The sequence below is a fragment of the Kaistella sp. genome (assembly GCF_049588135.1).
In the GTDB taxonomy this organism is placed as follows: domain Bacteria; phylum Bacteroidota; class Bacteroidia; order Flavobacteriales; family Weeksellaceae; genus Kaistella.
In genome coordinates this window covers 1-24,449 of sequence record NZ_JBAVFG010000131.1, presented here as the reverse complement: position 1 = coordinate 24,449, position 24,449 = coordinate 1, and the positions used below count along the sequence as shown (strand labels likewise).

Here is a 24,449-nt window from a genome sequence, read left to right as displayed (position 1 = left end):
AAATACTGCCATGAAAATCGCAAAAGGAAATTATATTGCTTTGCTGGATTCTGATGATGAATGGTTGCCGGAAAAGACAGAGAAGCAAATGAACTTTCTGGAGAATCTCGATTTTGATATTGACTTTCTTGGGACAAGAAGAATAAATCATCAATTGCTTTATCCTTATAAAGTAAATCAAAATAATTTGGCAGAAATTACTTTTCAGAAATTACTTTTCAGAAATGAAACGCAACCTTCAACGGTTATTTTTAAGCGGAAAGTTTTAGAAACCAGCGGTTTTTTTGATGAAAACCAGCGGTATTCAGAAGATTTGAATTATTGGTTAAAGATTTCCGAACATCATAAAATGTATATTTTGGGGGAAGAACTTCTTCTCGCTGATTCTGGAAAAAGATCTTTCGGGGTTTCGGGATTATCTGCAAATCTCGTAGCAATGGAAAAAGGATTTCAGAAAAATTTAAAAGAAATGTTGTTGCTAAATCGGATAAAACTCTTAGAATATGCTTTATATGTTGTGTTTTATAAATTAAAATATGTGGTTAGAATAAATCGTAATGTTTATTTAAAGATGAAGGGAAGATGAATTTATCTATTATTATCGTTAATTATAATGTAACAGAATTATTGCGGAAATGCCTTTCTTCAATACATCGTTTTGTTCAGGATGTTGAATATGAAGTTATTGTCATTGATAACAATTCTCCTGATTCCTCATGGAAGGATTTAGCAACAGAATTTCCTCAGTTTAAATTTATTGCTTCAGAGAAAAATGAAGGTTTTGCAATTGCTAACAATAAAGCGATCAAAGAAGCGGTGGGAGAATACATTCTCTTACTCAATCCCGACACCGAATTCGAAGCTTACGATATGAAAGGGATTTTTGACTTTGCAGAATCCAAAGAAAATTTTGGTTGTTTAGGCTTACGGATGCATGATGCGAAAGGAGGTTTTCTTCCAGAAAGCAAACGTTCGGTTCCAGATATGTTTAATTCTTTTGAAAAACTATTCACCAATTTTAAGAAAAACACATCAAAGTCCTATTACAGAAATGATATCGGCGAATATGAAGTTGCTGAAGTGGAAGTAATAACTGGTGCATTTCTTTTGATGAAAAAATCTTTATATGAAGAAATCGGGGGTTTAGATGAAAAATATTTTATGTATGGCGAAGATATCGATCTGTGTTTTACCTTACTTCGAAAAAAGTATAAAAATTGGTATTACGGAAAAGCTTCAATACTACATCACAAAGGTGAAAGCACGGTGAAAGATTTAAAATATTTAGAACGATTTTATGGTGCGATGGAGATTTTTGTTGATAAATATTATAAAAAACAAAAACCAATACAACATCGTTTGCTATCAGCAGGATTAAAATTACGACATACTTTAGAAAAAAATAAAATAAAAAGAGATTCAAATTAATGAATCTCTTTTTTATATAATGAAATAATTTCTTCTATTTATCAGCAGGAGCTGGCATTGTTGTAGGGTTATTAGTTCCAGGAGCTGTTTGCGGAGCTGAACCTTGCTGAAATTGCTGACTAGGTTTTGCTGTTAAAATAACACTTAACAAAATCAATACAATAATAATTGCTCCTAAACTCCAAGTTGCTTTTTCCATAAAGTCATTGGTTCGTTGAACTCCAAATTGGGCAGAAGAAGTTCCGCCGAAAGTTCCTGAAAGACCGCCACCTTTAGGGTTTTGTGCCATAACCATAATGATTAGTAAGATACTCGCAATCATGATAAGAACCATGAATAATGTAAATATAGTGCTCATTTTTTCTTCTGAATTTTAGTGTGCAAATATAATGCTTTTTTTGTAATTCTTTAACATTAATAAAGAATAGTTGTGTTTTTTTGGAAAATTGCAAAAGTATCTCAATTGTTCATCAATCGTATTAAACGAAATTTTTGTTTTTGTATCTATTTATAAATCAAACATTTATTATTCCGTGAATCATTAAATTGCAGTTAGATTTAAGCTAAGTACTAAGGGTAGATCACCATAAAAAAATATTTACAAAAAATAAAAAATAGTTTCCACCAATTCAAATTCATGTATCTTACTTTTAAAAAGGCTATAAAATACGTACCTTTGTCTGTCAAATTTTTATGAAAATGGAGTATTTAAAAGGGTTAAATGAAGCGCAATATGAAGCAGTAACAACACTCGAGGGACCACTGATGGTTCTCGCAGGTGCAGGTTCTGGAAAAACCCGGGTGCTTACAATGCGAATCGCTCATTTGATTACCAATTTGGTAGATCCTTTTAATATTTTGGCTTTAACTTTTACCAATAAAGCGGCAAAAGAAATGAAAGAGCGAATTGCGAAAGTGGTGGGTCAAAGTGAGGCACGATCTCTTTGGATGGGAACTTTTCACTCTGTTTTTGCCAGAATCTTGCGTTCAGAAGCACATTATATTGGTTTCCCGTCGAACTTTACAATTTATGATTCTCAGGATTCTTTAAATGTTATTCGAAAAGTTTTAAAAGACCTCAAAATCGATTCGGATTTATATAAACCTAAAAAAGTTCAGGCAAGAATTTCTTCTTATAAAAATAATTTGATTACTGTAAAAGCCTATTTCGGTAATCCAGAACTCATCGAAGCCGACGAGCGAGCGAATATGAAAAATATCGGTTTGATTTACCAAAAATATGTAGAAGCTTGTTTCAAAAATGGAGCGATGGATTTCGATGATTTGCTATTAAGAACCAACGAATTATTAACCAGATTCCCAGAAGTTTTAGCAAAATATCAGGATCGATTTCGTTATATTTTGGTGGACGAGTACCAAGATACCAACCATTCTCAATATTTAATTGTGAAAGCTTTGGCTTCTAAATTTGAAAATATTTGCGTGGTAGGAGATGATGCACAATCGATTTATTCTTTCCGTGGTGCCAATATTTACAATATCTTAAACTTTAAAAAAGATTATCCGGATGCAGTGACTGTTTCTCTGGAACAAAATTATCGCTCAACTCAGAATATTGTGAATGCAGCAAATGTCGTGATTTCTAAGAACTTGCAACAATTTAAGAAAAACGTCTTTAGTGATAATGAAGAAGGCGAAAAAATAAAAGTATATCGTTCGCTTTCAGATGCAGATGAGGCCAATTTTGTTGCTTCTAATATTTGGGAACAGCATAATTCTGAACAGAAAAAATTTACTGATTTTGCGATTTTATACCGAACCAATTCTCAAACGCGTGCCTTTGAAGACGCTTTGAGAAGAAAGAATATTCCATACAAGGTTTTTGGTGGATTGTCTTTCTACCAAAGGAAAGAGGTGAAAGATTTGGTAGCTTACCTTCGAATTTTAATTAATGAAAATGATTCGGAAGCACTTTCCAGAATCATCAATTATCCAGTCCGCGGGATTGGAGAAACAACGCAAAATAAATTAATAGTCTTTGCCGATTCTCAAAATATTTCGGTAACACAAGTATTGGATAATCTAGGTTTTTATGCACCCAACTTGAAATTAAATAATGGAATTCTAACCAAACTTTCTGATTTTTGGTCCATGATAAAAGCATTTCAGGTCATGTTGAAAACTGAAAATGCCTACAATGTTGCGATGGAAGTTGCGAAAAGAACTGGTCTTATCAAGTTTTTAAAAGACGATCAAACTCCAGAAGGAATTTCACGTGTTGAAAATATTCAGGAATTAATGAATTCAATGCAGGGTTTCATTGAAGAGCAGCAACAATTAGAAGATGGCAATCCGTCGCTTTCAAGTTTTCTCGAAAATATCGCCCTTTCGGCTGATACGCAAACTGATAAAAATGAAGATGGCGATCAGGTTTCATTAATGACGATTCACCTTTCAAAAGGATTGGAGTTTCCAGTGGTTCATGTCGTAGGATTAGAAGAAAATCTTTTCCCGAGTTTTATGAGTTCGTCCACACGCGAAGAATTGGAGGAAGAACGTCGTTTGTTTTATGTGGCATTAACCAGAGCCGAAAAACAAGTGTTTTTTACGTATGCAGTTTCTCGTTTTCAATGGGGAAAAATTACCAGTGCCGAGCCTTCGAGATTTTTAAGTGAAGTTGATGAGCAGTATTTAGAATTCATTAATCCGGCAACAGAAAGTCGATTCATGAATAATTCTGGTTTAAAATCGAATATTTTCGATGACGAGCCTTCTGAACCGAGATTCTTTAAAAAGAAAGAACCAAAGAAAACGATTGATCGAAACGAGCCCCGTCCGATTTCTCAAAATTTAAAACCCGTTGCTACCGCGAGAATCATTAATCCAAGTGGAAATTCTTCACAAGATATCGAAGTTGGCGATCGAGTTCGTCATGACCGTTTTGGTGTAGGAGAAGTAATTTTCCTCGATGGAACCGATGCGCAGAATATCAAAGCGAAAGTGAAATTCCAGCATGAAGGTGAAAAAAATTTGATTTTGAAATTTGCGAAGTTGACGAAGATTTAGGAATGAGTCAAAAACTTTTCCAATAACAATTATAGAAAATCAATCTTGAAAGTTTAAAAGCTAATGCCCTGATTTCGGGATCAACCCAAACATAAAAAAACAAACTCAAATTACGCCAACTCTCCTATTGGAAAAGAATTGTATCTTGAGTTTTTAACGAAATATTGAATAATAAGTATCGCTTTTAGAAAAGATCTACAATAAAAAAGTGCAGAGATCAATTTTCTCTACACTTTTTAATAATAATTTAGTATGAAATAAAATCATCTTTACGATTCACATCTTTTTTTACAACATCTCGATGCGAATTTTTCTTTCAACTTTCCTTTCAGTTCGGCATATTTTTCATCGTCCATTTCTCTGATTTTGTCGGCAAAACCGAAAGGCGATTTTTCTTTGATGTCATATTCTTCGAAGATTCCTTTCATCATTTTTCTTCTTTCAGAAATTTTCTTGGCAGCCAAAGCAATTCCTACAACCGCAAGTATACCGAATGCACCTTTTAAACTTGAATTTTTCATGTTTTTGAATTTTAAATTTTACGTTTTACTAATGTTCTTTTTATTAAAGACGACTGAAATGATTTTTTACTTTAAAGATTATTATTTCATTCATCATCTCTTTTCTATAAAGACGAATGTTCTTTAATTTTGCCTTAAAGCTCTTGTGTATTTAAAACAAAAACAATATAAATAACTGATATTCTAAACTAGGATTTTTTAAAATAAGTAGAACATCATTGCTTCTCCTTACATTTGCAAAAATTTAACGCAAAGCAAAACAAAGTTTTTTTTTAAAATTCATCTTATTTTAAGGTAAACAAAGACGCTATCACTCAATGATGTAATACAAAGTTTTTATTTGCACAACAGTTTTTAAAGTATTTTTTTTGCTAATGTTTTTTAGGTTTTTGCTAAAGATTTCACATAAAAAAAAACGGACAAAAGCCCGTTCCATTAATCTTTTCAATATTTCATTTAACATTGATCGCGAAAGAAACCACGATCACAACGTTGTTTCCAGATTTCTTTCAGTCTTTCTTTTTCTTCGGGCGACATTCCGCTCATACGTTCTTCTTTCAACCTTCGGAATTTATCTTTATGAAAACCTTTTCCGCCAAAACCACCGAAAAGAATTTTACTTAAAACCAAAATTCCCATCGCTTGCCAAAAAGTGATTATTTTCACCCCGATAATTTCGGGCAAAAGACAATTCCAAAGCCACATCACGATTGCTGAAACCGCAAAAAACATGGCAATTCCACATCCCACAAAAAGTGCAATTTTTCCTTTGAATTTATTTTTCATAATTTTTTATTTTAACTTTAATAGTACACAATATGCATCGGTTCCGATAGCTACCGGAATTAGCCCGATTTAATTCTTCAAATCCTTATACAAAACCGCCATTCTGGTGCGCAAATACTTTACCGCATAATTTTTTCTACTGATGATTGTTTTAATATTTTCTCCATGTTCATCAGCAATTTCTTGTAATTTCTTGCCTTCAATTTCGTTTTCCACGAAAGCCAAACGTTGCTTTTCGGGCAACTCGTTCAATGCAGAAAACAATTCCTTCCAAACTTCCTCCCGAAAAGCCAGCAATTCCGGGTTTTCCGAATCATCCAAAAGCAAAATATCTTTAATCGAAAAACTTCCGTCTTCATCTTCAAACACGAAATCTTCGAGGTTTTCGGTTTTTTTCTTGCGATAACTGTCGGTTATTTTGTTGCGAGAAACCTGATAAAGCCAAGCACCAACATTCAAAATCTCCGAAATATTGGTCAAATTGCTGAACTGGTACCACACTTCCTGCAAAATATCCTCGGCATCTTCAGAATTACTCACTTTCGGACGAATAAACGACAGTAATTTTCCACCGTAATTTTTCACGGTTTGCGCAATCAGACTGTCTTTTTCGGTTTGTGACATTGGCGTAATTTCCAGCTCCATATTGAGGATGACGACTCAGATTCTTTTTTACTTTAAATTTTAATTCTTTTTTAAGAATTTTCTTCCGAACAAATTTAATCCAAATAAAAAAAACGGAAAGATAACTTCCCGTTCATTCATAAAAAACATTTTATTTTTAAGCTTCTGCTAATTTTTTCAACCATTCAAAACCTTTGTGAAAACCAGTATTCATGTGATCTTTGTATTCATCTAACGTGTGAATAATCGCGCGAAGTTCCGTTGTGTTTTCATCGATTCCTCTTAGAAAATACGATTCCTCTGCACCACTCCATTCTTCCACATCCTTGCTTTTGGTATCTTCAATGCCGTTATGTACGACTCCCAAATGGCTGAAAACAATTTCGGTTGGCTCTTGCAAACTTTTGATGGTAGAAACCATTCCGTTTTCGTTTGCATCGAGAAAATAGGTTTTCCCGCCAATTTTCCAATCGGTTTTAAACTTCGAACCTACACTAAAAAACTGAGTCCATTCTGCATAAGTTTCTTCATTCCAAAGCAAATCCCACACTTTTTGGATGGGTGCATTCAATATAATTCCATAATTTAAAGTTTCCATCGTTTCTGAATTTAAAGATTATTCTGTCTCCGAAAGATTTTTAATATTCTCGAAATTTTTAGGATATTTGGTATTGAAAAAATCGACAAATTCGTCTAAAGAATTCACCTCAGTTTTTAGCAAAGTACCATCATCATTGGGTTCTAAAAAATAACTTACGGTAGAATCTTCCCAACCTTGCGGGCTGAGTTCGCCCTCCAAAATCCAACCCAAATGTTTCATTCTGAGTTCTTGGTTTGCGATATTTTTTTCCACCAAATTATACATTCCGTTATTCTTCGGATCCAGAAATTTCATCACACTGCCTTCTTCCCAATTTCCTTCGAAATAAGTTCCCTCGTTCATCGCAGAAGACCATTTTCTGTATGCATCTTGGGTAAAAAGCACTTCCCAAACTTTTTCCGGACTTGCATTAATTTGAGTTTTAAATTCTAAAAGTTTCATGTTTTACTGAATTTATTTTTAAACCATTAAAAAAGTTAAGGAATGAAGTACAAAATGGCTTCAGATTTATTAAGATTCACCAAGGCAAATGATTCAGCGCAATGCTTCAATCAATTTATTGATCCCGATAACTATCTGGATTAATGAACCTTAATAACTTTATTTCCTTAATAATTTATTTTTTAGTTTTCTAAGAATGATAAGCCGTTTCCAAATCTGCGATTACAATTTTCTGCATTTTCATCATGGCTCTCATTACTTTTTGTGATTTTATAGGATCAGAATCATTCATTAATTCAATGAGTTTTTTCGGCACAATTTGCCAACTTAAACCGAATTGGTCTTTCAGCCAACCGCACATACTTTCTCTGCCTCCGTTTTCGATTAACGAATTCCACAAATGATCTGTTTCCTCTTGATTATCAGTCATTTTAACAATAGAAATTCCTTCATTAAAATCAAATTGATGGTCATAAGAATTATCCATACAGAAAAAAGTATAACCATCGATTTCAAATTGCGCATGTTGTACGTTTTCAGCAACTTCGTGGGTTTCGTTTCCGATTCCATCACCATATTTCATCACGCCACCGATTTTCGAATTGGGGAAAATTTTGGTGTACAATTCCATGGCTTCCATTGCTTTTCCGTTGTTTTCGTGGATGAACATCAACGTCGGAACAATTTTTTGATCGCCTTGTTTTTCACCCAAATAAATTTGCCAGGTAACGCCAAATTTGTCGCGAACCCAGCCATATTTTTTGCTCCAAGGATATTCGCCGAGTTCCATCAAAACCATTCCGCCTTCGGAAAGAGGTTTCCAATAGTTCTCTACCTCCTCTTCTGTTTCGCAAAGAATCATAAATGAAACGGAGGCGTTTTTTTCAAATTGTGGACCAGCATTGAGAAACATTATTTTTTGCCCGAACAATTCTATATTTAAAACAACCGGAGTATCTACGGTAATTTTTCCATCAAAAGTTTTGCAGTAAAAATCTGCGGCTTCTTTTCCGTTTCCGTCAAACCAAAGGCACGGGAATATATTATTATTCATCTTTTTTTGGATTAAAAAACAACATTAAAAATGCTGCTAAATTTATTAATTATTCTCTACATATTTATGAAAACGATCTAAAATTGCATAATACCCCATTCGTTGCATTTCTCTGGAATATTGCTCTTCGGGTTCGAAAACCTCAACAACTTCGGTTGTTGTATCGTCAATTTTATTAAAGTAAACTTCGATTGTTCTGCCATCATTTAAGACACTTTTCACATATTCCAAATCTCTAATTTCAACGATTTTGCCTGCAAAATCATATCCAAAACTTTTATCTTTATATTCCAGGCGATAATCAAAGGAACCGCCTTCTCGAAAATCAATCACCGCTTTCGGGCAGTGCCAATTTGGGGTCGTAAAATTCCATTTCACAATATGCTTTGAACTGTAAAAATAATCCCAAACTTTTTGAATGGGCTTTAGAATGGTAATGTTTATAGTTATCGGTTCCATAGATTATTTTTTATAAAAATACGGAATAATTTTTAAAAATTTCAAATAAGTTGCTTTGTTCTGTTAATAATTCTCTACATGTTTTTGAAAATTATTGAGAATTGCATACCAACCATCTCTTTGCATGAGCTCTGGTTGTTCTGGAGCTGGCTCGAAAATTTCGGTGATTTTGGTTGTGTTTTCATCGAGAATTTCAAATAATACCTCCACCATTCTACCATCTAATAAATGGTATTTTATCTTTTCAAATGGTGCAACCTCATCGTAAATTCCTTTAAAATCAAATCCAAAACTTTGGTCTTTTGCTTCCATTCGATAATTGAATTCGCCACCGATTTGTAAATCATTTTCGGCGGTGGGGCAACTCCATTCATCACTTGCAAAATTCCACTGAATGATGTGCTCAGGTTGGGTGAAAAATTCCCAGACGATAGAAATAGGCTTTAGAATGGTAATCTCAATTTTTATAGAATCCATCGGTTAACAATTTTAAGTTTAGAATTTATGATAAGAAATAAAAAAATGCCAGTTTGTAGAGCTGACAATTTATTTATAAGGTTTGCTGCAATTATTTCAGCGCATTCAAAGCTGCTTCATAATTAGGTTCCTGTACGATTTCTGGAACTTGCTCTGTATAGATTATTTTTCCGTTTTCATCTGTCACTACTACTGCACGACTCAAAAGACCTTGCATTGGTGAATCAGAAATTTTCACGCCGAAATCATCTCCGAAAGTTCCACGGAAATCTGATAAACTCACTACATGATCTAAACCTTCCGCCGCACAGAAACGGTTTAACGCAAAAGGTAAATCTTTGGAAACATTGATGACAACGGTATTTTCTAGTCCGCCTGCAGCTTCATTAAATTTTCTCGCAGCTGCTGCACAAACACCAGTATCGATACTTGGAAAGATATTGAAAATTTTCTTTTTACCAGAAAAGTCATCATTCGTTTTTTCCTGTAAATCTACATTGATTAGTTTAAAGCTTTTCAATGTACTTCCTATTTCGGGCAAGTTACCGATGGTATGAATCGGATTGCCGTGTAATGTAATATCTGCCATAATTTTAATTATTTATATGCTCTCAAAATTAGGGAAAATTTAAGCAAGTTCAGGAAAATGAAAGTTAAATTAATCTTAATTAAAATTTTCTATTTTGTAAAATAGCTCTCATTTAGCATTTCCTTTTTCAAAATTTCTAACATTTCTTTCGCAGTCAAAAAGCCATTGTATTGAAAAATAATTTCATTGTTTGGATTTAAAATCACCAAAGTTGGATAAGAAACCTTTCCGGCAATATTTCCTAACGAGACTGCCAATTGGTGATAACCGGTTTTTACACCGGTCGGCTGGTATTTAAAAACATTTCCGGCAAAGTGTATTTCTGCTTTTTCTTCACCATTAAGATCCGCAAAATAGAAGTTTTCATTTAAGATTTTCTGTACTTCCTTATCTTTAAAAGTAGCGTTTTGCATCGCTTTACAGTAGTTGCACCAATCGGTATGAAGGAAAACCACTATGTTTTTCTGTTCGGTTTTCTGCAATTCTTCTACACGCTCCAACGGATGCTTTTTCGTTTGTGAAAAAGTCATCATTAAACCCAAAAAAATTAAGACAACAGAACTTGCTTTTCGCAAACTTGATAGTGGTTTCATGATTTTATTTAATAGTAAACCTAACTCCGAGAAAAGCCCGGATTCCCTGATTGGGTGCGTACACATAATTGGGATCAAACGTTAAGGCATAAGGATTATCGGGTGTTGCAACCGCCTGGCCACTGGAATCAAATTTGACCTGTTTGTTAAAAGGATCGTTGGCTCTGGAAATAATAAACGGGTTTCCTTTATTCGGTGTCCAGTTTAAAAGATTTTTAACACCGGCATAGATTTCAAATTTCTGAAAACCGTCATAAGTAAACTGAATATTCTGAATACTCCACCACGGCGAATAAGGTTTTCTGGGATCCAGCTCTCCTAATAAAGGCAAACGCATCGGACTGTAGATATTTCCGGTGTAATCGATGCCCGTTTTCCAGGGTTTTATTTTATAGGAAACCGCCCAGGTTCCCATGAATTTTTCTGTTAAAATCTGATCTTCTGTGATTCCGTTTTCGGTGATGGTATTTTCCATTACTGTTCCACCCAGAATAAACTTTAAACCATTCGAAAAATTAAGATCAGCATTCAAACTAAATCCTTTACTGACCGCATTTCCACCGATATTATCATAGATAATTTGAGACGTATTGGTTTCGTAATCGGGAACAATTCTGTTGGTAAAATAAGTATAAAAAGCACTCGCATCCAGAGTAATGTGCGAGCCTGAACCGAAATACATTTTTTTTATGTAATTAAGGTTGGCATTATAAGATTTTTCAGGTTTCAAATCATTTAAAACGACCACCTCCCGAGCTCCGGTTAAAGCTGCATGATCTTCGGTGAAGAGATTCACTACTCGAAATCCTGTGCCCGCATTAAGCCTTAAAATATTATTCGGATCAACAGACCATTTATAAGCCAGACGCGGTGTAAAAATATTTCCGTGGATATTATTATAATCGTACCTGAAACCTAGAAGCAACTGATGATTTTCTGCTAAACGGATTTCATCCTGAACAAAAACTCCGGGGAGATAAGTTTTTTCGGGTTCGTTTTCGCCCAGAACCGTTGAAGTTCCTGCCGTATTGTCGTCATAATAAGTATATCGCATCGCTGCACCAAAAAGCAAATCATGATTTCCTGCTTTTTTATCCCAAGTCAGCTGACCGAAGGCAATTTTTTGGTTCGCGATATAGGATGTTTCCCCATAGCGGCTGTCCTGATCATGGTTTACAAAAGAAAATCCAAAGAATATTTTCTCCCTGACAGGCAATTGGTAGTTTCCAAAAAGTTCGGCACGGCTGGTGTAAATACTTTCACCATAAATTTCGTCTCCGCCACGATAGAATTTCTTCCAACGCATATCGCCGCCCCAGCGATCTTCGTACATATAACGTCCGGCTACGGTCAACAATCGGTTTTCTTTCCGTTGGAAGTTCCACTTTTGGAAAATAGAAATCCGATCTTGCAAAGTAACATCTGTAAAGTTATCGTAATTATGATCGATTGTATTTTGATAATTAAAGTAATTAATCCCAGTGAGCACTTGTACTTTCTTGCCTGCATTAAATTTAAATCCAACATCCACATTATATTCTCCCCAAGTCGTAGAAAATAAATCTGCACTGAATAAAGGAGCACTGTGTGGATTTTTTGTAATAATATTAATCAATCCACCAACTGCTTCACTGCCATAAAGTGAAGATGCCGGACCTTTTACTATTTCGATTCTTTCTACCAATGAATTTGGGATTCCCGACATTCCGTAAACGGTGCCGAGTGAACTTACAATTGGCATTCCATCAATCAAAACCATGGTGTAGGGACCTTCTAAACCGTTGATATGAATATCGCCAGTAGAACAAATATTACAATTGAGTTGTGGTCTAACTCCATTTACATTTTGTAAAGCTTCAAAAATATTGGGTGTCGGATTTTTCTTAAAGTAGGTCGGAGTATAAACTTCTACCGCAACTGGACTATCGGATCTGCGAACTGCTTTCAATGTTCCCGTTACGACAACATCTTCGATATCAGAACCGCGCTCAATAGGTTTCAAATGAACATCCAAAGTTAATTGCTCATCTTCTTTGACAATAATATCTTTATAAAACGATTGGAAATCATTTAATTTCACTCTCAATTGATATTTATTGGGCGGAATTTCATTAAAACGATAAACACCTAAACTATCAGAAAATGTGGAATAATCTGTTCCTTCTAAATAAATGTCAACAGCAATTTTTGCTATTCCTTCTCCAGTAATATGTCCGGTAATCGATGAATTCTGTGCGAAGTAGAAACTTGCAATCATCAAATATCCAAAAGATAATAATCCTCTTCTCATGAAAACCCATTTAAGTTATATTGGCAAAACTACAAAAGTTAGTATAGTCTAACAAATATATTCGAGAAAAGTAAACTTTCTTTTTAAACCAAAAAAGAGCAGGAAATTAATCCTGCTCTTCTATATCTTTCAAAAATTGATTTTAAACTGATTTTAATTCCATTGCTTTTTTAAGCGATTGTTTAATTTTAAAAAAAACTCATTCCTGAATCACAATATCATATTTGTCTAAAAGTCCAGAAATTCCTAAGATTGAAAACTTTGCTTTTTTAATACGATTGTTCTCCGGATCGATGGAATAATTATAAGCTGTACGAAAATCTGCTTTATCTAAAATACTATGTGCAAAAATGGCTTGTGAAAGATCACAATTGTCAAAAACAACACTGCTTAAATTGGATTCTGAAAAATCTATTTCTCGTAACTGACAATTTCTAAAGATGATTTTTTTAATATTCATCTGGAAAAAAGTCGAATGATTCAGTTGGCAATTTTCAAAAGAAAAAGAAAGTCCAAAATCGTTACACGTTTCAAACTGAAGTCCAAGCATTTTACAATCTTTGAACTTCACTTCTCGCAAAACCGTTCCATGAAGCAAGGCTAAACTCCAGTTACACTCCCGAAATTCACAGTCAACGAATTTAAATTCAGTAAGATTTACTTCCTCAAAATTACAATTCGTAAACAGGCAGTTTTCATATTCGCCTTTAATTAAAGGTTCTTGTCTAAAATCGAGTTTGTTAAAATTTTGGTCTTGGGTAAATGCTTGCGACATGATTCTGCTTCGTTTTAAATTATTTTCCCGGAAAGGTTTGCAATTGTTTTATTTAATAACAAAAACTGTTAATTTTTTTCCTCTACAGATTTTCTCCATCTCCTTTCTCGCCATTCTTTCTGCTCTTCTTTCGACAAGAAAGACCAAGCAATAATTCGACTCGACTTGTTACCTGTACCAATCGGAATGGTTTTAATTTGCACCACTTCTAATTCATTCAATGCTTTATAAATCCCTTTTAGATTCGATTGTTTTGAAACTAAAGTTGAAAACCAAAAACAGTTTTTAGCAAATTTTTCACTTTCGATAATCATATTATGAATGAACCTCGATTCGCCACCTTCACAAATCAACTCATTGCTGATTCCCGCAAAATTGAGTTCAGGTCTTTCGTTTTTTTTACCTGATAGATTTTTCACTTTTCGGCGACTTCCCTTTTGCGCTTCTTCGGTGGAAGAATGAAAAGGCGGATTGCACATCGAGAAATCAATTTTTTCATCGCTGTTTAATATTCCTTCAAAAACAGCTTTTGGGTTTTCTTGTAAACGAATTTCAATTTTCCCTTCTAAAAATGGATTTGAATTGATAATACTATTCGCAGCTTCAACAGATTTCGGATTAATATCCGATCCGATAAAGCTCCAACCATATTCTGAAACACCGATAATTGGGTAAATGCAACTTGCTCCTACGCCAATATCTAAAACTTTAATTTTATCACCTTTGGGCAAATCACCAAAATTACTTTGATCTAATAAATCTGCTAGATAATGCAAATAATCGGCTCTACCCGGAATCGGCGGTACTAAGTTTTCAGCAGGGAAATCCCAGTTTTTTATCCCGTAATAATGATTCAGTAAAGCCTTATTAAGCAATTTAACGGCTATAGGATTTGCAAAATCAACAGATTCAGCGCCATATTTATTAGTCGTAATATGATTTATTAATTCAGGTACAGCTATTTTCAGAGCTTCCAGATTATATCTTTCTCGATTTTTATTTCGAATATGAAGTCTTACTTTTTCCTGTATATTTTTTTCTGCTGACATAATTGAGGTTGATTTTTTAGATGAAATTTTGATGATTCAAGATCTTCGATTTCTTAATTGCAAAGAACGAAAAAAGTATTTATGAATCCTAACGAACATACTGGGCAATATTAACTTATGAAATTAGCAAATAAGATTTTTTATTTACTATATTTTAATGTCAAATAACAAAAGAAGTCCTTTCACAATCAACAAATTTCACCGTGATTATATTAAAACACCTCCAATCCTAAAACAAAAAGAACACTCCGTAAAGTGTTTTTTTTATATTGACAAATTAAATATTTTTATTCTGAAACCTCCTCATCTTTAGCTTTACCAAAGAAAAATTTAACAATAATAGGAACTGTAGTAATTAACACAATAATGATAATGATTATTTCTAAATGTGATTTTAAATCAATTTCAAACTGATTTCTAAATAGCGCATCTAAATAATGCCCGGCAAAAATAAGGGAGAACGACCATAAAAATGCACCAATTATATTATCGATTAAAAATCGTGTTTTATCCATTTTTACTATTCCTGCTATAATCGGCGTAAATGTTCTTACAACTGGCAGAAATCTCGCCATAATAACAGCTAATGCGCCGTGTTGCTCAAAAAAATCATGTGCTTGAAAAAGGTATTTTTTTTTGAATAAAAAGGAATCTTCTTTTTTGTAAAGAGCGGGTCCCGCTTTTAAGCCAAACCAATAACCAATCTCATTACCAATTACGGCTGCAATTGCAACAGAAGTAGCTAAAATGGTGGTATCTAACAAATCACTTCCTGTAGAGCCGAAAGTTTCCTTGATAATTTCTACCGCAAAAATTCCAGATACGAAAAGTAAACTATCGCCCGGAAGGAAAAAACCTACAAACAAACCTGTTTCTGCGAAGATAATAAATAAGATGAGCCAAAAACCGCCCATCTTGATGTAAAATTCAGGATTTAGGAGATCCTTCCAACTTTCGAAATGTTCCATATTTGCAAATATAATAAAAGACCGTGTGTATTAATATTAAGTTATTGTTAATTTTCACTAAATTTTAGAGGGTAAAATCATCATTTGAAGCGGCTGTACCATCTGCCATTAAAAAAGCTTTTAGAAATGGAGTTAAATCACCATTCATCACTCCATCAACATCGGAGGTTTCATATCCAGAACGCACATCTTTTACAAGTTTGTAAGGGTGCATCACATAATTCCGAATTTGGCTTCCCCACTCGATTTTCATTTTCCCAGCTTCAATTTCTGTTCTTGCCTTCATGCGTTCTTCGAGTTCTATTTCGTACAATCTAGAACGCAATAACTGCATTGCTTTTTCTTTATTTTGAAGTTGCGATCGAGATTCTGAATTTTCAATAATAATTCCTGTTGGTGCGTGACGCAATCGAACTGCGGTTTCTACTTTATTTACGTTTTGCCCACCTGCTCCACTGGAACGCATGGTTTCAAATGAAATATCTGCAGGATTAATAGTAATCTCAATAGTATCGTCTACCAGCGGATAAACATAAACCGACACGAAACTGGTATGCCGCTTTGCATTAGAATCGAAAGGTGAAATCCTTACCAAACGGTGAACGCCATTTTCACCACGCAAATACCCGAAGGCAAATTCGCCATCAATTTCGAGTGTTACGGTTTTTACGCCAGCAACCTCGCCTTCCTGATAATTCAGTTCGCGCAATTTGTAACCTTGCTTTTCTGCCCACATGGTATACATTCTCATCAACATGGATGCCCAGTCGCAACTTTCTGTACCACCTGCTCCTGCAGTAATTTGAAGCACTGCTGAAAGTTCATCCCCTTCGTTAGAAAGCATGTTTTTAAATTCTAAATCTTCGATTTTTTGTACAAGTATTGGGAACGATTCGTTGAGTTCCTTTTCAGAGTCGGGATCTTCTTTGGCAAAATCCATCAAAACCTGAATGTCTTCAAATCGTACGAAAATTTCTTCATAATCATTCACCCATTTTTTCTTAGACCGAAGTTGCTTCATGAAAACTTCAGCTTCTTTCGGATGATCCCAAAATTCTGGTGACACTGTTTTTTCTTCGTCATTCGCGATTTCGATTTTCTTTCTATCGATTTGAAGATATTTGTACAGACCTTGAATCCTGGATTGAATGTCTTTTATTTGGTCACTGCTAATCACGAAATTATAATTTGTACAAAAGTAATATTTTTTTTAAAAGAAAGTCTTCGATTTCAAAATCTAAAAGCCATTCCTATTAGTAAGGCTCAAAATATTCATTAATAATCCATAACAACCCGAAAGTCGATATAAAAAATCAAGTTCTATGTTTATTAGAGCCTGCTATTTCAAATATTTCGTAATAGACTCACTTGTAGGGTTTGTTGTGCTGAGATAAGAATCAATTAAATACCCATTTTCATCAATCAAGAATTTGGTAAAGTTCCACAGAATTGTTGTGTTTTTAACTCCGTTTAAATCCTTATCAGTAAGGTATTTAAATAGGGGTGCTATATCCTCTCCTTTTACAGAAACTTTTGCTGCCATTGGAAAAGTTACTCCAAAGTTTTTCTCACAAAAAGCCCCAATCTCTTGATTGCTTCCTGGTTCTTGCCCACCAAAATTATTAGCAGGAAAACCGATAACCACTAATTTATCTGGATACTCTTTTGAAAGCTTTTCTAAATCAGCATATTGAGGGGTAAACCCACACTTAGATGCAGTATTTACAACTAAAATCTTCTTTCCTTTAAAATCAGCAAAGTTGATTTCTTTTCCATCTAAACTTTCAACTTTATAATTATAAATTGTGTTTTCCATATTTGTTTTCGTGTTTTTTGTCTCTGAAATCGTATTCTTTTGATTTTTACAACTTTGCAAAAATGTACCTGCCGATAAGAGCAATAGCAATAGTTTTTTCATTATTAAAATTTAAAAGTATTTACTGGGAAAACCTTGTTAGTCTCTATTTTATTTAACATCATTACAAAATCACTGTCTTTCTTTGGAGAGGAAGATTCAATTCTGTAGGGCATCATCACAGCACCTACCATTTTATAATCAGAATATAATAAAGTTTCATCTTTCTTTATTTCCTTCAAAAGCATATAAGTTTTAGAATCGAAAAAGTAAAGTGTTTTATTAACATTTTTGGTCAATTCTACTTTATGGCAATAAATATCTCCCACTTTTTCTTTGCCAAGATACTTGGCTTCAAAACCTTTATTTTCCCAATCAATAAAATCGTTATCAAAACTTTCTGCCATATAATTCGGATATTCCTGAATTTTGTTGGCTGCATAATTCATCGCATATCCTTTCGTTCCGTCATAACCTTCTACCGCAGTTTCTTTTTTACCAATGGTAATGGTCGTTTTCGTGAGATTAGGTCTTTGTTGGTAAATCTTAATTGGATATTCATCATTAACTCCCAGTGTAACTTTTCCTTGTAATAGAACGGAATTTAATAATTTCCAATTGGTTAATCCACCTGTTAATTCTATGTTTTTGTCAATGATTTCTTTAGCTGTTTGTGCCGAAACTATTGAATTTATTGTCATTAATAAAACTAAAAATATTTTTTTCATATAATAAAATTCCGCTCCGAAAGCGTTCTTTATAAAATTAATCATTATCAAAGATACCGTTCTGCTCGAACAGTTTTCAAATATATACTTTTTGAAATGAAATGATAATAACTTTAATTACAGTTCCCGATTATTTAACTAATTTTAGGAATGGTAATCCTAATATACTTTGAAAAATCCACTAAGAATTGATACTGTTTTTCAAAATCAATCTCGCTTTTTCTAAATCTTCTGGAACATCAATTCCTACTCCTATGAAATCGGTTTCAATCATTTTGATCTTCATTCCGTACTCCAAATACCGAATGCACTCAATTTTTTCTGCAATTTCTAAAGGTTGCATTTTTAATTTTGCGAAATTTAATAATGCCTTTTTCCTAAAAGCATAAACGCCAATATGTTTAAAATATTCTGCTTGCACAGAAGTTTCCCGTGAATACGGAATAACCGAACGGCTGAAATAAAGCGCAAAACCTTCGTTATCGGTAATCACTTTTACGTTATTGGGATTTTCGATTTCGTCTTGTTCTTTTAATTTAATTTTTAAAGAAGCTAAAGAAATTTTCTCTTCAAAATCATTTTTAAAAACTTCCATCAATTGTTTAAAAGGTTCGGTTTTCAGAAACGGTTCGTCGCCTTGAACGTTGATTACAATATCGCAGTCGATGTTTTCTACCGCTTCTGCAATTCGGTCACTTCCAGTTTCGTGATTTCCCGTCATTACAGCATTTCCACCGATATTTTTAATTTCATTAAAAATAATTTCAGAATCTGTGGCAACAAAAACTTCATCAAAAAATTGAGTTTCCACCACATTTTGGTAAGTTGTTGCGATTACCGTTTTTTCACCTAAAATTTGCATTAATTTCCCCGGGAAACGGCTGGCTTGGTAACGAGCGGGAATAACTGCGATTGTTTTCAAATTATTGATATTTTTTTAATAGTTTCTCAAGTCGTTCATCAGGTTCATAGTCGAGAATATCAATCAATTTCACCTTTTTGAAATCTATATGAGTCGTATTGATGATGAGATTATAATCTTCCGGAATAACTGATGAAGGCGCTCTTAAAACCAAGCGTTTTTGTTGATCATACCAAGAGTCTCCCATTTTCTGAAGTTCATCATAGTGCTCAATTTTTCTCCAATTTTTGGATAATTTTTTTATTTCAATTCCCTCAATATTTTGCTCTGGAATTTCAATAATCATTAATTTATAATCATCATTAAAACCGGTTCCAACACGATAAATCATGTTTTCTAAAAAAGCTAGCGAAACACTTTCTGAAGTATATAATACCAATTTTCCATTGCTATTCCATCTTCCCGAAAGTCCACTTACGGAAAGGTTTTTTGCATATTTTTTATGAGCAATTCTAAATACCAGCATCCCTAAATTATAATGGATAACCTTGCGCCATTCTTTCGAGACGATCGATCAGCAAATCTACACCACCAGGAGTATTCAAAAAATCGGCAGGTTTTTCCGAGGAATCCCAAAATGGTTTTTCCAGCCATTGATTAAATTCATCGATATTACCAAGATATTCTTTACCTTTTTCAAATAAAGTAATCAATTTCAATAGATGCTCGCTATAGTTGGCTTCCAAAAATTTATTTTGATCCCGATAATTGCTGATGGTTCTCGGCGAAAGATTAATTACTAATGCCAAAGACTTTTCTGGCATTTTAATAGCTTCCGCAAAAGTATAGAACACATTGGTATTAATTCCTTTTTTGGCTTTTTTCACTAATGAATAATCATTTTGAGTGATAAAATGCCTGTAAGAACTATTTGCATAAGCAACTGCCGATTCGGCAACACTATGTTTTTCTTCAGTTCCTTTGTAAGGTTTTGTTTTTTTTGTTTCCATCTCAAAATATTTTCTACTACAAAGATAGAATTTTTTCCAATACAAAAGTGAATTTTTTCGTTTTATTTGAAAATTTACTTCAATTTCAGCAAAGCGTTTTCCAATCGTGGCAACATATTTTTTATTTCATCTAAAGAAACTCCACCAGCAGAAGCCCGAAACCATGGCATATCACGAGAATTTCCGAAAGCTGAAAATGGGACTAAAGCAACGCCGGCTTCATTAATGAGATAAAAAACCAAATCCGAAGAATCTTTAATCAAAGTTTCGTCTGGTTTTGTTTTTCCTAAATAATTAAGCTCGATAGTTAAATACAAAGCGCCCATCGGTTTTATGCTTTCTACAGCGAAACCATGCGATTTCATATCCTGAATTCCGTTATGAAGAACGGTTAAACTTTCTGCGATTTCTCCTTTAAAATGATTCACAAATTCATTCACTTTTTCTGAATGATTTAATAAAACAGCAACAGCTTCTTGTTCAGGTTTTGGTGCCCAAGCTCCAATGTGTCCAAGTAATGATTTCATTTTGTCAATAATTTCAGCTGGACCAAAACTCCAACCTACACGGATTCCTGTTGCGGCAAAACATTTGGAAGCACCGTCAACATAAATCGTAAAATCTTTTAATTCAGGATATAAAGAAACAGGATCAAAATGATCTGCACCAAAAGTCAGCATCGCGTAAATTTGATCATACATTAAATATAATGGCTTTTCTCCTTCACCACGGCTATTATTCTCCTCAACAATCATTGCACAAATATCAGCGAGTTGCTGTTTTGTAAACATCGTGCCTGTGGGATTTAAAGGCGAACAAAGCGCAATTAAAACCGCACCTTTTAAATGAGGTTTTAAGTCCGCAGCTGTAGGTAAAAAATTATTTTCTGCTGTAGTTTCGACTTCTATTTTCTGCGCTTCCGTTAAATAAGAATAGTGATTATTATTCCATGATGGCACTGGATAAATGACTTTATCATCAGAATCAACAATGGTTTTAAAAGCTGCATAAATCAGCGGTCTTGAACCTCCAGCAACCAAAATATCATTTTCAGAATAATCTAAATTCCAACGGTTTTTAATGTCTTTTGAAATTGCTTTTCGCAGAGATAACAATCCATTTGCTGGTGGATAATTGGTTAAATTATTCTGATATGCTTTTTGAATTTCTTCCTTTAATAAATCAGGAATCGGATAAATGTTTGAATTCAAATCACCAATCGTAAGATTTGCAATTTCTGCTCCTTGGGCTTTTAAATCATTTACTTGATTACCAATTTTAATAATTTCAGAACCTATAAGGTTTTCGGCGAGTTTTGATACTTTCATTTTTAGATGTTAGTGATGATAAATGAGAAGTTTTTTACAGTTTTAAATCTCCTTTTATTTTTTGAATCTTCTCTTCCAAAACAATTACTTTCTCTTTAAATTCTTGATCAGAAGCAACCGAATCTTTCACCGAAACATAAAATTTAATTTTCGGCTCCGTTCCCGAAGGGCGAATACAAACCTTTGTTCCATCTTCGGTATAATAACTCAAAACATTCGATTTTGGAATATCATCCATCACCGATTTTTTATTTTCAATTAAATTTAATGAGGTTTGTTCCTGAAAATCTTTCACTTCGGTCACTTTTGAACCAGCCAATTCTTTCACCGGATTATTTCTAAAATCCATCATCATTTGATTGATTTCTTCGGCACCAGTTCTACCCTTTTTCACCACATTTACCAAGCCCTCATAATACATTCCTAAATCTTTATAGATTTCAATCATGTATTGATACATGGTTTTTCCTTGTGCTTTACAAACTGCGGCAATTTCGCAAGCGAGCAAAATAGAGCCGCAAGAATCTTTATCGCGAACGAAATCTCCCGTCATAAATCCGAAACTTTCTTCACCACCGCAAATGAATTTTTCTTTGCCTTCAAAATCGCGAATCATTTTTCCAATCCATTTGAAGCCGGTTAAACCAACCTTGCAATCAACTCCGAATTTTTTAGCGATTTCATAAAAAATATCTGAAGTCACAATCGTAGAACCAATAAATTCTTTTCCGGTGATTTTTCCCGCTTTTTTCCACTGATCGAGAATGTAATAAGTGAGGATCGTGTTGGTTTGGTTTCCGTTCAAAAGTTGAATTTCTCCATCCAAATTTCTTACCGCAATTCCCAATCGATCTCCGTCCGGATCAGTTCCGATAACGATATCGCCATTGGTAATTCTTGCCAAATCCATCGCCATTTCCAACGCTGCAGGTTCTTCCGGATTCGGAGATTCTACCGTTGGGAAATTCCCGCTCGGAATCATTTGTTCCGTTACCAAATCAATCTTTTTGAAACCTGCTTTTCTCAAAGCTTGCGGAACCGTAGCATATGTTGTACCGTGAATCGAGGTGAAAACAATATTCAAATTATCTCTTCCAATGTCTTGATAAAGAGAGTTTTCCATACAAGCATCAATGTAAACTTGATCCTGCTTCTCTCCGATCCATTCAATTAAATCGTCATTTCCTGCAAATTTTATTTCATCAAATTTCACCGAATAAACTTCTTTAATAATCGCATCGTCATTGGGCGGAACAATTTGCGCTCCATCGTCCCAATAAACCTTGTAACCATTATATTCAGGTGGATTGTGAGAAGCCGTCAAAACAATTCCTGCGTTGCATTTTTTATCACGAACCGTGAAAGAAAGTTCAGGAGTTGGGCGATGTTGCTTGAATAATAAAACTTTAATTCCGTTTGCAGTTAAAACATCTGCGCACACTTTCCCAAATTCTTTGGAATTATGTCGAACATCATAAGCAATCGCAACTTTAATCTCTTGATTAGGAAATTGCTGATGAAGATAATTCGCCAAACCTTGCGTTGCTTGTCCGAGCGTATATTTATTCAAACGATTGGTTCCAACGCCCATTATTCCTCGCATTCCGCCAGTTCCGAATTCTAATTCTTTATAAAAAGAGTCTTCGAGTTCATCAGAATTCGTATCAATCCAATTTTGAATGGTATTTTTTGTTTCCTGATCGAAAGAATCTGTCAACCAGAGTTTTGCTTTTTCTAAAGTAGTCATTGTAAATTTTTTAATGTCGTTTGACTTTATTTTTGGGTGAATTTTATAAATTTTGAGTCATTCAAATTTAATAAAATCCATTTGTTTTTTTAATTTTAGTCCAATTTTTTATTTTCCACCGTTGCCGTTTTTTCAATTTTAAAGGCACGAATCGGATCGTTGTAATAGATAAATTTGGCAGTATTTTTTATATTTCCTTTTAATGAATCTTTCACGTTGACTTCGGCGTAATTACCGTTTTTCGAATCAATTATTAAATCGTTAATTTGCCAGTAAGGTGCGATTAAACTTGCAGTATCAGAGATTTTAATGGTTGCATTTTTTGTGCTTCCCAGAAAATTTGCCCGGCTTTTGCCCCTCATTTCCAATTCTGTTTTTCTTGAATTTACCGAGCCAATAAATTTAGCATTATTTTTTAAATTCAATTTAAAATTGTCGGTTTTAATTTCGCTGGAAATGTTCATTTCAACCGAATCGGAGATTGAAATTTTCTCTAAATTGTATTTAGAATAAATGGTAATATTATAGAAATCAACGCCTTTTGTTTCTCGTTTTTCTTCGATATTGAGGATTTTATCTTTTACTTTAATTTTCAAATTATTTAAAATATTGGGATAAGTTTCCACATTCACAAAATTCTTTTCGGAATGAATATAAAACACCCGGAATTTCCCTTTCAGATTAAGGTTTACGAATTCTTCCAAAGGAATATCTTTGCTTTCAATATTGCCTTTTGGGGAAATTTTTCCGCAGGAAACTGCGATTAAAATGAGGAATAGATAAAGTAATTTTTTCATCTTTTATTATATACAAAATTCAGATTTTGGTTTTGATATTCTCTGAATTTTCGGTCTGAACTTACCAATGGAATTTTCTCGCAAATAGCTTGTGAGATGATAAAATGATCGATTTGGTCTTTGTGATCTTTTGCGATTTGCAACTTAGAATAAACTTTAAGGTGTTCGTCTTTGGTGTGAAGTGTTTGGATATACAAATCCTCAGCAATTACTCTGAATAACTCATCAGAATTTTTAAATTTATTTTTAATTTTTTGATTATTTAAAAGGTAAATAATCTCTACCAAAGTGAGTGAACTTATAAAAAGTTGATTGGAATAATCCGACAAAACATCACTAACTTCGGAAGATAAATTATCAGAATTTCCCGAAATAAGAAATATTAAAACATTGGTATCCAGCAAATAACGCATTGCTGATTTTATTTAAGAACCGCTTTC

Annotated in this window: 28 protein-coding genes; 3 read left to right on the top strand and 25 right to left on the bottom strand. The window is 33.8% G+C overall.

Translation table 11 applies throughout. The features are described 5' to 3' along the window. Both WBY99_RS07710 and WBY99_RS07705 read left to right on the top strand, forming a co-directional pair. Window positions 1–586, top strand: a 586-nt coding sequence (locus WBY99_RS07710) for a glycosyltransferase family 2 protein (RefSeq protein WP_423975750.1), incomplete at its 5' end; no start/stop codon positions are given. Then, window positions 583–1,428: a glycosyltransferase family 2 protein gene (locus tag WBY99_RS07705; protein ID WP_423975749.1), complete on the top strand. Its 846-nt coding sequence runs from the start codon at window positions 583–585 to the stop codon at window positions 1,426–1,428. The genes WBY99_RS07710 and WBY99_RS07705, both read left to right, overlap by 4 nt. A 34-nt stretch (window positions 1,429–1,462) precedes the next feature. Here the strand turns inward: WBY99_RS07705 and secG are convergent, their stop codons facing one another. Next, a complete protein-coding gene (secG, locus tag WBY99_RS07700) occupies window positions 1,463–1,786 on the bottom strand; it encodes a preprotein translocase subunit SecG (protein WP_423975748.1) in 324 nt (107 codons plus the stop codon). Window positions 1,787–2,127: 341 nt separating this feature from the next. Between secG and WBY99_RS07695 the strand changes: the two genes are divergently transcribed. Beyond that, window positions 2,128–4,455, top strand: a complete 2,328-nt coding sequence (locus tag WBY99_RS07695; protein ID WP_423975747.1) for an ATP-dependent helicase — start codon at window positions 2,128–2,130, stop codon at window positions 4,453–4,455. Between the two features lie 269 nt (window positions 4,456–4,724). Here the strand turns inward: WBY99_RS07695 and WBY99_RS07690 are convergent, their stop codons facing one another. The 24 genes from WBY99_RS07690 to WBY99_RS07575 form a co-directional block, all read right to left on the bottom strand. Beyond that, a complete protein-coding gene (locus WBY99_RS07690; protein WP_423975746.1) occupies window positions 4,725–4,976 on the bottom strand; it encodes a hypothetical protein in 252 nt (83 codons plus the stop codon). Window positions 4,977–5,432: 456 nt separating this feature from the next. Then, complete coding sequence (locus tag WBY99_RS07685; RefSeq protein ID WP_423975745.1) at window positions 5,433–5,762, bottom strand: hypothetical protein; 330 nt, start codon at window positions 5,760–5,762, stop codon at window positions 5,433–5,435. A 69-nt stretch (window positions 5,763–5,831) separates the two neighbouring features. Beyond that, on the bottom strand, window positions 5,832–6,407 hold the full coding sequence (locus WBY99_RS07680) for an RNA polymerase sigma factor (protein WP_423975744.1): 576 nt from the start codon (window positions 6,405–6,407) through the stop codon (window positions 5,832–5,834). 136 nt (window positions 6,408–6,543) lie between these two features. Continuing rightward, window positions 6,544–6,984, bottom strand: a complete 441-nt coding sequence (locus tag WBY99_RS07675; RefSeq protein ID WP_423975743.1) for an SRPBCC family protein — start codon at window positions 6,982–6,984, stop codon at window positions 6,544–6,546. A gap of 18 nt (window positions 6,985–7,002) precedes the next feature. Beyond that, window positions 7,003–7,428 carry an SRPBCC domain-containing protein gene (locus WBY99_RS07670; RefSeq protein ID WP_423975742.1) on the bottom strand — a complete coding sequence of 142 codons (426 nt, stop codon included), beginning with the start codon at window positions 7,426–7,428 and terminating at the stop codon, window positions 7,003–7,005. Between the two features lie 190 nt (window positions 7,429–7,618). After that, the gene (locus tag WBY99_RS07665; RefSeq protein ID WP_423975741.1) at window positions 7,619–8,482 is read right to left on the bottom strand and encodes a VOC family protein; all 864 of its coding nucleotides are present in this window, start codon (window positions 8,480–8,482) and stop codon (window positions 7,619–7,621) included. Window positions 8,483–8,527: 45 nt separating this feature from the next. Continuing rightward, window positions 8,528–8,941 carry an SRPBCC domain-containing protein gene (locus tag WBY99_RS07660; protein WP_423975740.1) on the bottom strand — a complete coding sequence of 138 codons (414 nt, stop codon included), beginning with the start codon at window positions 8,939–8,941 and terminating at the stop codon, window positions 8,528–8,530. 63 nt (window positions 8,942–9,004) lie between these two features. Then, the gene (locus tag WBY99_RS07655; protein WP_423975739.1) at window positions 9,005–9,418 is read right to left on the bottom strand and encodes an SRPBCC domain-containing protein; all 414 of its coding nucleotides are present in this window, start codon (window positions 9,416–9,418) and stop codon (window positions 9,005–9,007) included. 91 nt (window positions 9,419–9,509) lie between these two features. Continuing rightward, on the bottom strand, window positions 9,510–10,007 hold the full coding sequence (tpx, locus tag WBY99_RS07650) for a thiol peroxidase (protein WP_423975738.1): 498 nt from the start codon (window positions 10,005–10,007) through the stop codon (window positions 9,510–9,512). Window positions 10,008–10,096: 89 nt separating this feature from the next. Then, the gene (locus tag WBY99_RS07645) at window positions 10,097–10,600 is read right to left on the bottom strand and encodes a thioredoxin family protein (RefSeq protein WP_423975737.1); all 504 of its coding nucleotides are present in this window, start codon (window positions 10,598–10,600) and stop codon (window positions 10,097–10,099) included. Window positions 10,601–10,604: 4 nt separating this feature from the next. Then, window positions 10,605–12,890, bottom strand: a complete 2,286-nt coding sequence (locus WBY99_RS07640) for a TonB-dependent receptor (RefSeq protein ID WP_423975736.1) — start codon at window positions 12,888–12,890, stop codon at window positions 10,605–10,607. A gap of 199 nt (window positions 12,891–13,089) precedes the next feature. Continuing rightward, window positions 13,090–13,665, bottom strand: coding sequence for a pentapeptide repeat-containing protein (locus tag WBY99_RS07635; protein ID WP_423975735.1), 576 nt, complete (start codon window positions 13,663–13,665; stop codon window positions 13,090–13,092). Window positions 13,666–13,733: 68 nt separating this feature from the next. Continuing rightward, window positions 13,734–14,714, bottom strand: coding sequence for a 23S rRNA (adenine(1618)-N(6))-methyltransferase RlmF (gene rlmF / locus WBY99_RS07630; protein WP_423975734.1), 981 nt, complete (start codon window positions 14,712–14,714; stop codon window positions 13,734–13,736). Between the two features lie 287 nt (window positions 14,715–15,001). After that, window positions 15,002–15,682, bottom strand: a complete 681-nt coding sequence (locus tag WBY99_RS07625; protein WP_423975733.1) for a DedA family protein — start codon at window positions 15,680–15,682, stop codon at window positions 15,002–15,004. Window positions 15,683–15,746: 64 nt separating this feature from the next. Next, window positions 15,747–16,859: a peptide chain release factor 2 gene (prfB, locus tag WBY99_RS07620; RefSeq protein ID WP_423975732.1), complete on the bottom strand. Its 1,113-nt coding sequence runs from the start codon at window positions 16,857–16,859 to the stop codon at window positions 15,747–15,749. A gap of 162 nt (window positions 16,860–17,021) precedes the next feature. Continuing rightward, window positions 17,022–17,498 carry a glutathione peroxidase gene (locus WBY99_RS07615; protein ID WP_423975751.1) on the bottom strand — a complete coding sequence of 159 codons (477 nt, stop codon included), beginning with the start codon at window positions 17,496–17,498 and terminating at the stop codon, window positions 17,022–17,024. Window positions 17,499–17,602: 104 nt separating this feature from the next. Next, window positions 17,603–18,265: a histidine kinase gene (locus WBY99_RS07610; protein WP_423975731.1), complete on the bottom strand. Its 663-nt coding sequence runs from the start codon at window positions 18,263–18,265 to the stop codon at window positions 17,603–17,605. Window positions 18,266–18,446: 181 nt separating this feature from the next. Then, window positions 18,447–19,187 (bottom strand): 3-deoxy-manno-octulosonate cytidylyltransferase, encoded by a 741-nt coding sequence (kdsB, locus tag WBY99_RS07605; RefSeq protein ID WP_423975730.1) that lies wholly within the window; start codon window positions 19,185–19,187, stop codon window positions 18,447–18,449. A gap of 1 nt (window position 19,188) precedes the next feature. Then, window positions 19,189–19,653, bottom strand: a complete 465-nt coding sequence (locus tag WBY99_RS07600) for an RES family NAD+ phosphorylase (protein WP_423975729.1) — start codon at window positions 19,651–19,653, stop codon at window positions 19,189–19,191. Window positions 19,654–19,660: 7 nt separating this feature from the next. Then, the gene (locus WBY99_RS07595; protein WP_423975728.1) at window positions 19,661–20,137 is read right to left on the bottom strand and encodes a DUF2384 domain-containing protein; all 477 of its coding nucleotides are present in this window, start codon (window positions 20,135–20,137) and stop codon (window positions 19,661–19,663) included. A gap of 74 nt (window positions 20,138–20,211) precedes the next feature. Then, complete coding sequence (locus tag WBY99_RS07590; RefSeq protein ID WP_423975727.1) at window positions 20,212–21,465, bottom strand: pyridoxal phosphate-dependent aminotransferase; 1,254 nt, start codon at window positions 21,463–21,465, stop codon at window positions 20,212–20,214. 34 nt (window positions 21,466–21,499) lie between these two features. Next, window positions 21,500–23,212 carry a phospho-sugar mutase gene (locus tag WBY99_RS07585; protein WP_423975726.1) on the bottom strand — a complete coding sequence of 571 codons (1,713 nt, stop codon included), beginning with the start codon at window positions 23,210–23,212 and terminating at the stop codon, window positions 21,500–21,502. A gap of 95 nt (window positions 23,213–23,307) precedes the next feature. After that, entirely contained in the window at window positions 23,308–24,009 is a 702-nt protein-coding gene (locus WBY99_RS07580) for a GIN domain-containing protein (protein WP_423975725.1), read from the bottom strand. Then, the gene (locus WBY99_RS07575; protein WP_423975724.1) at window positions 24,006–24,422 is read right to left on the bottom strand and encodes a type II toxin-antitoxin system VapC family toxin; all 417 of its coding nucleotides are present in this window, start codon (window positions 24,420–24,422) and stop codon (window positions 24,006–24,008) included. Before WBY99_RS07575 ends, WBY99_RS07580 begins: the two co-directional genes overlap by 4 nt. Between the last annotated feature and the right edge of the window lie 27 nt (window positions 24,423–24,449).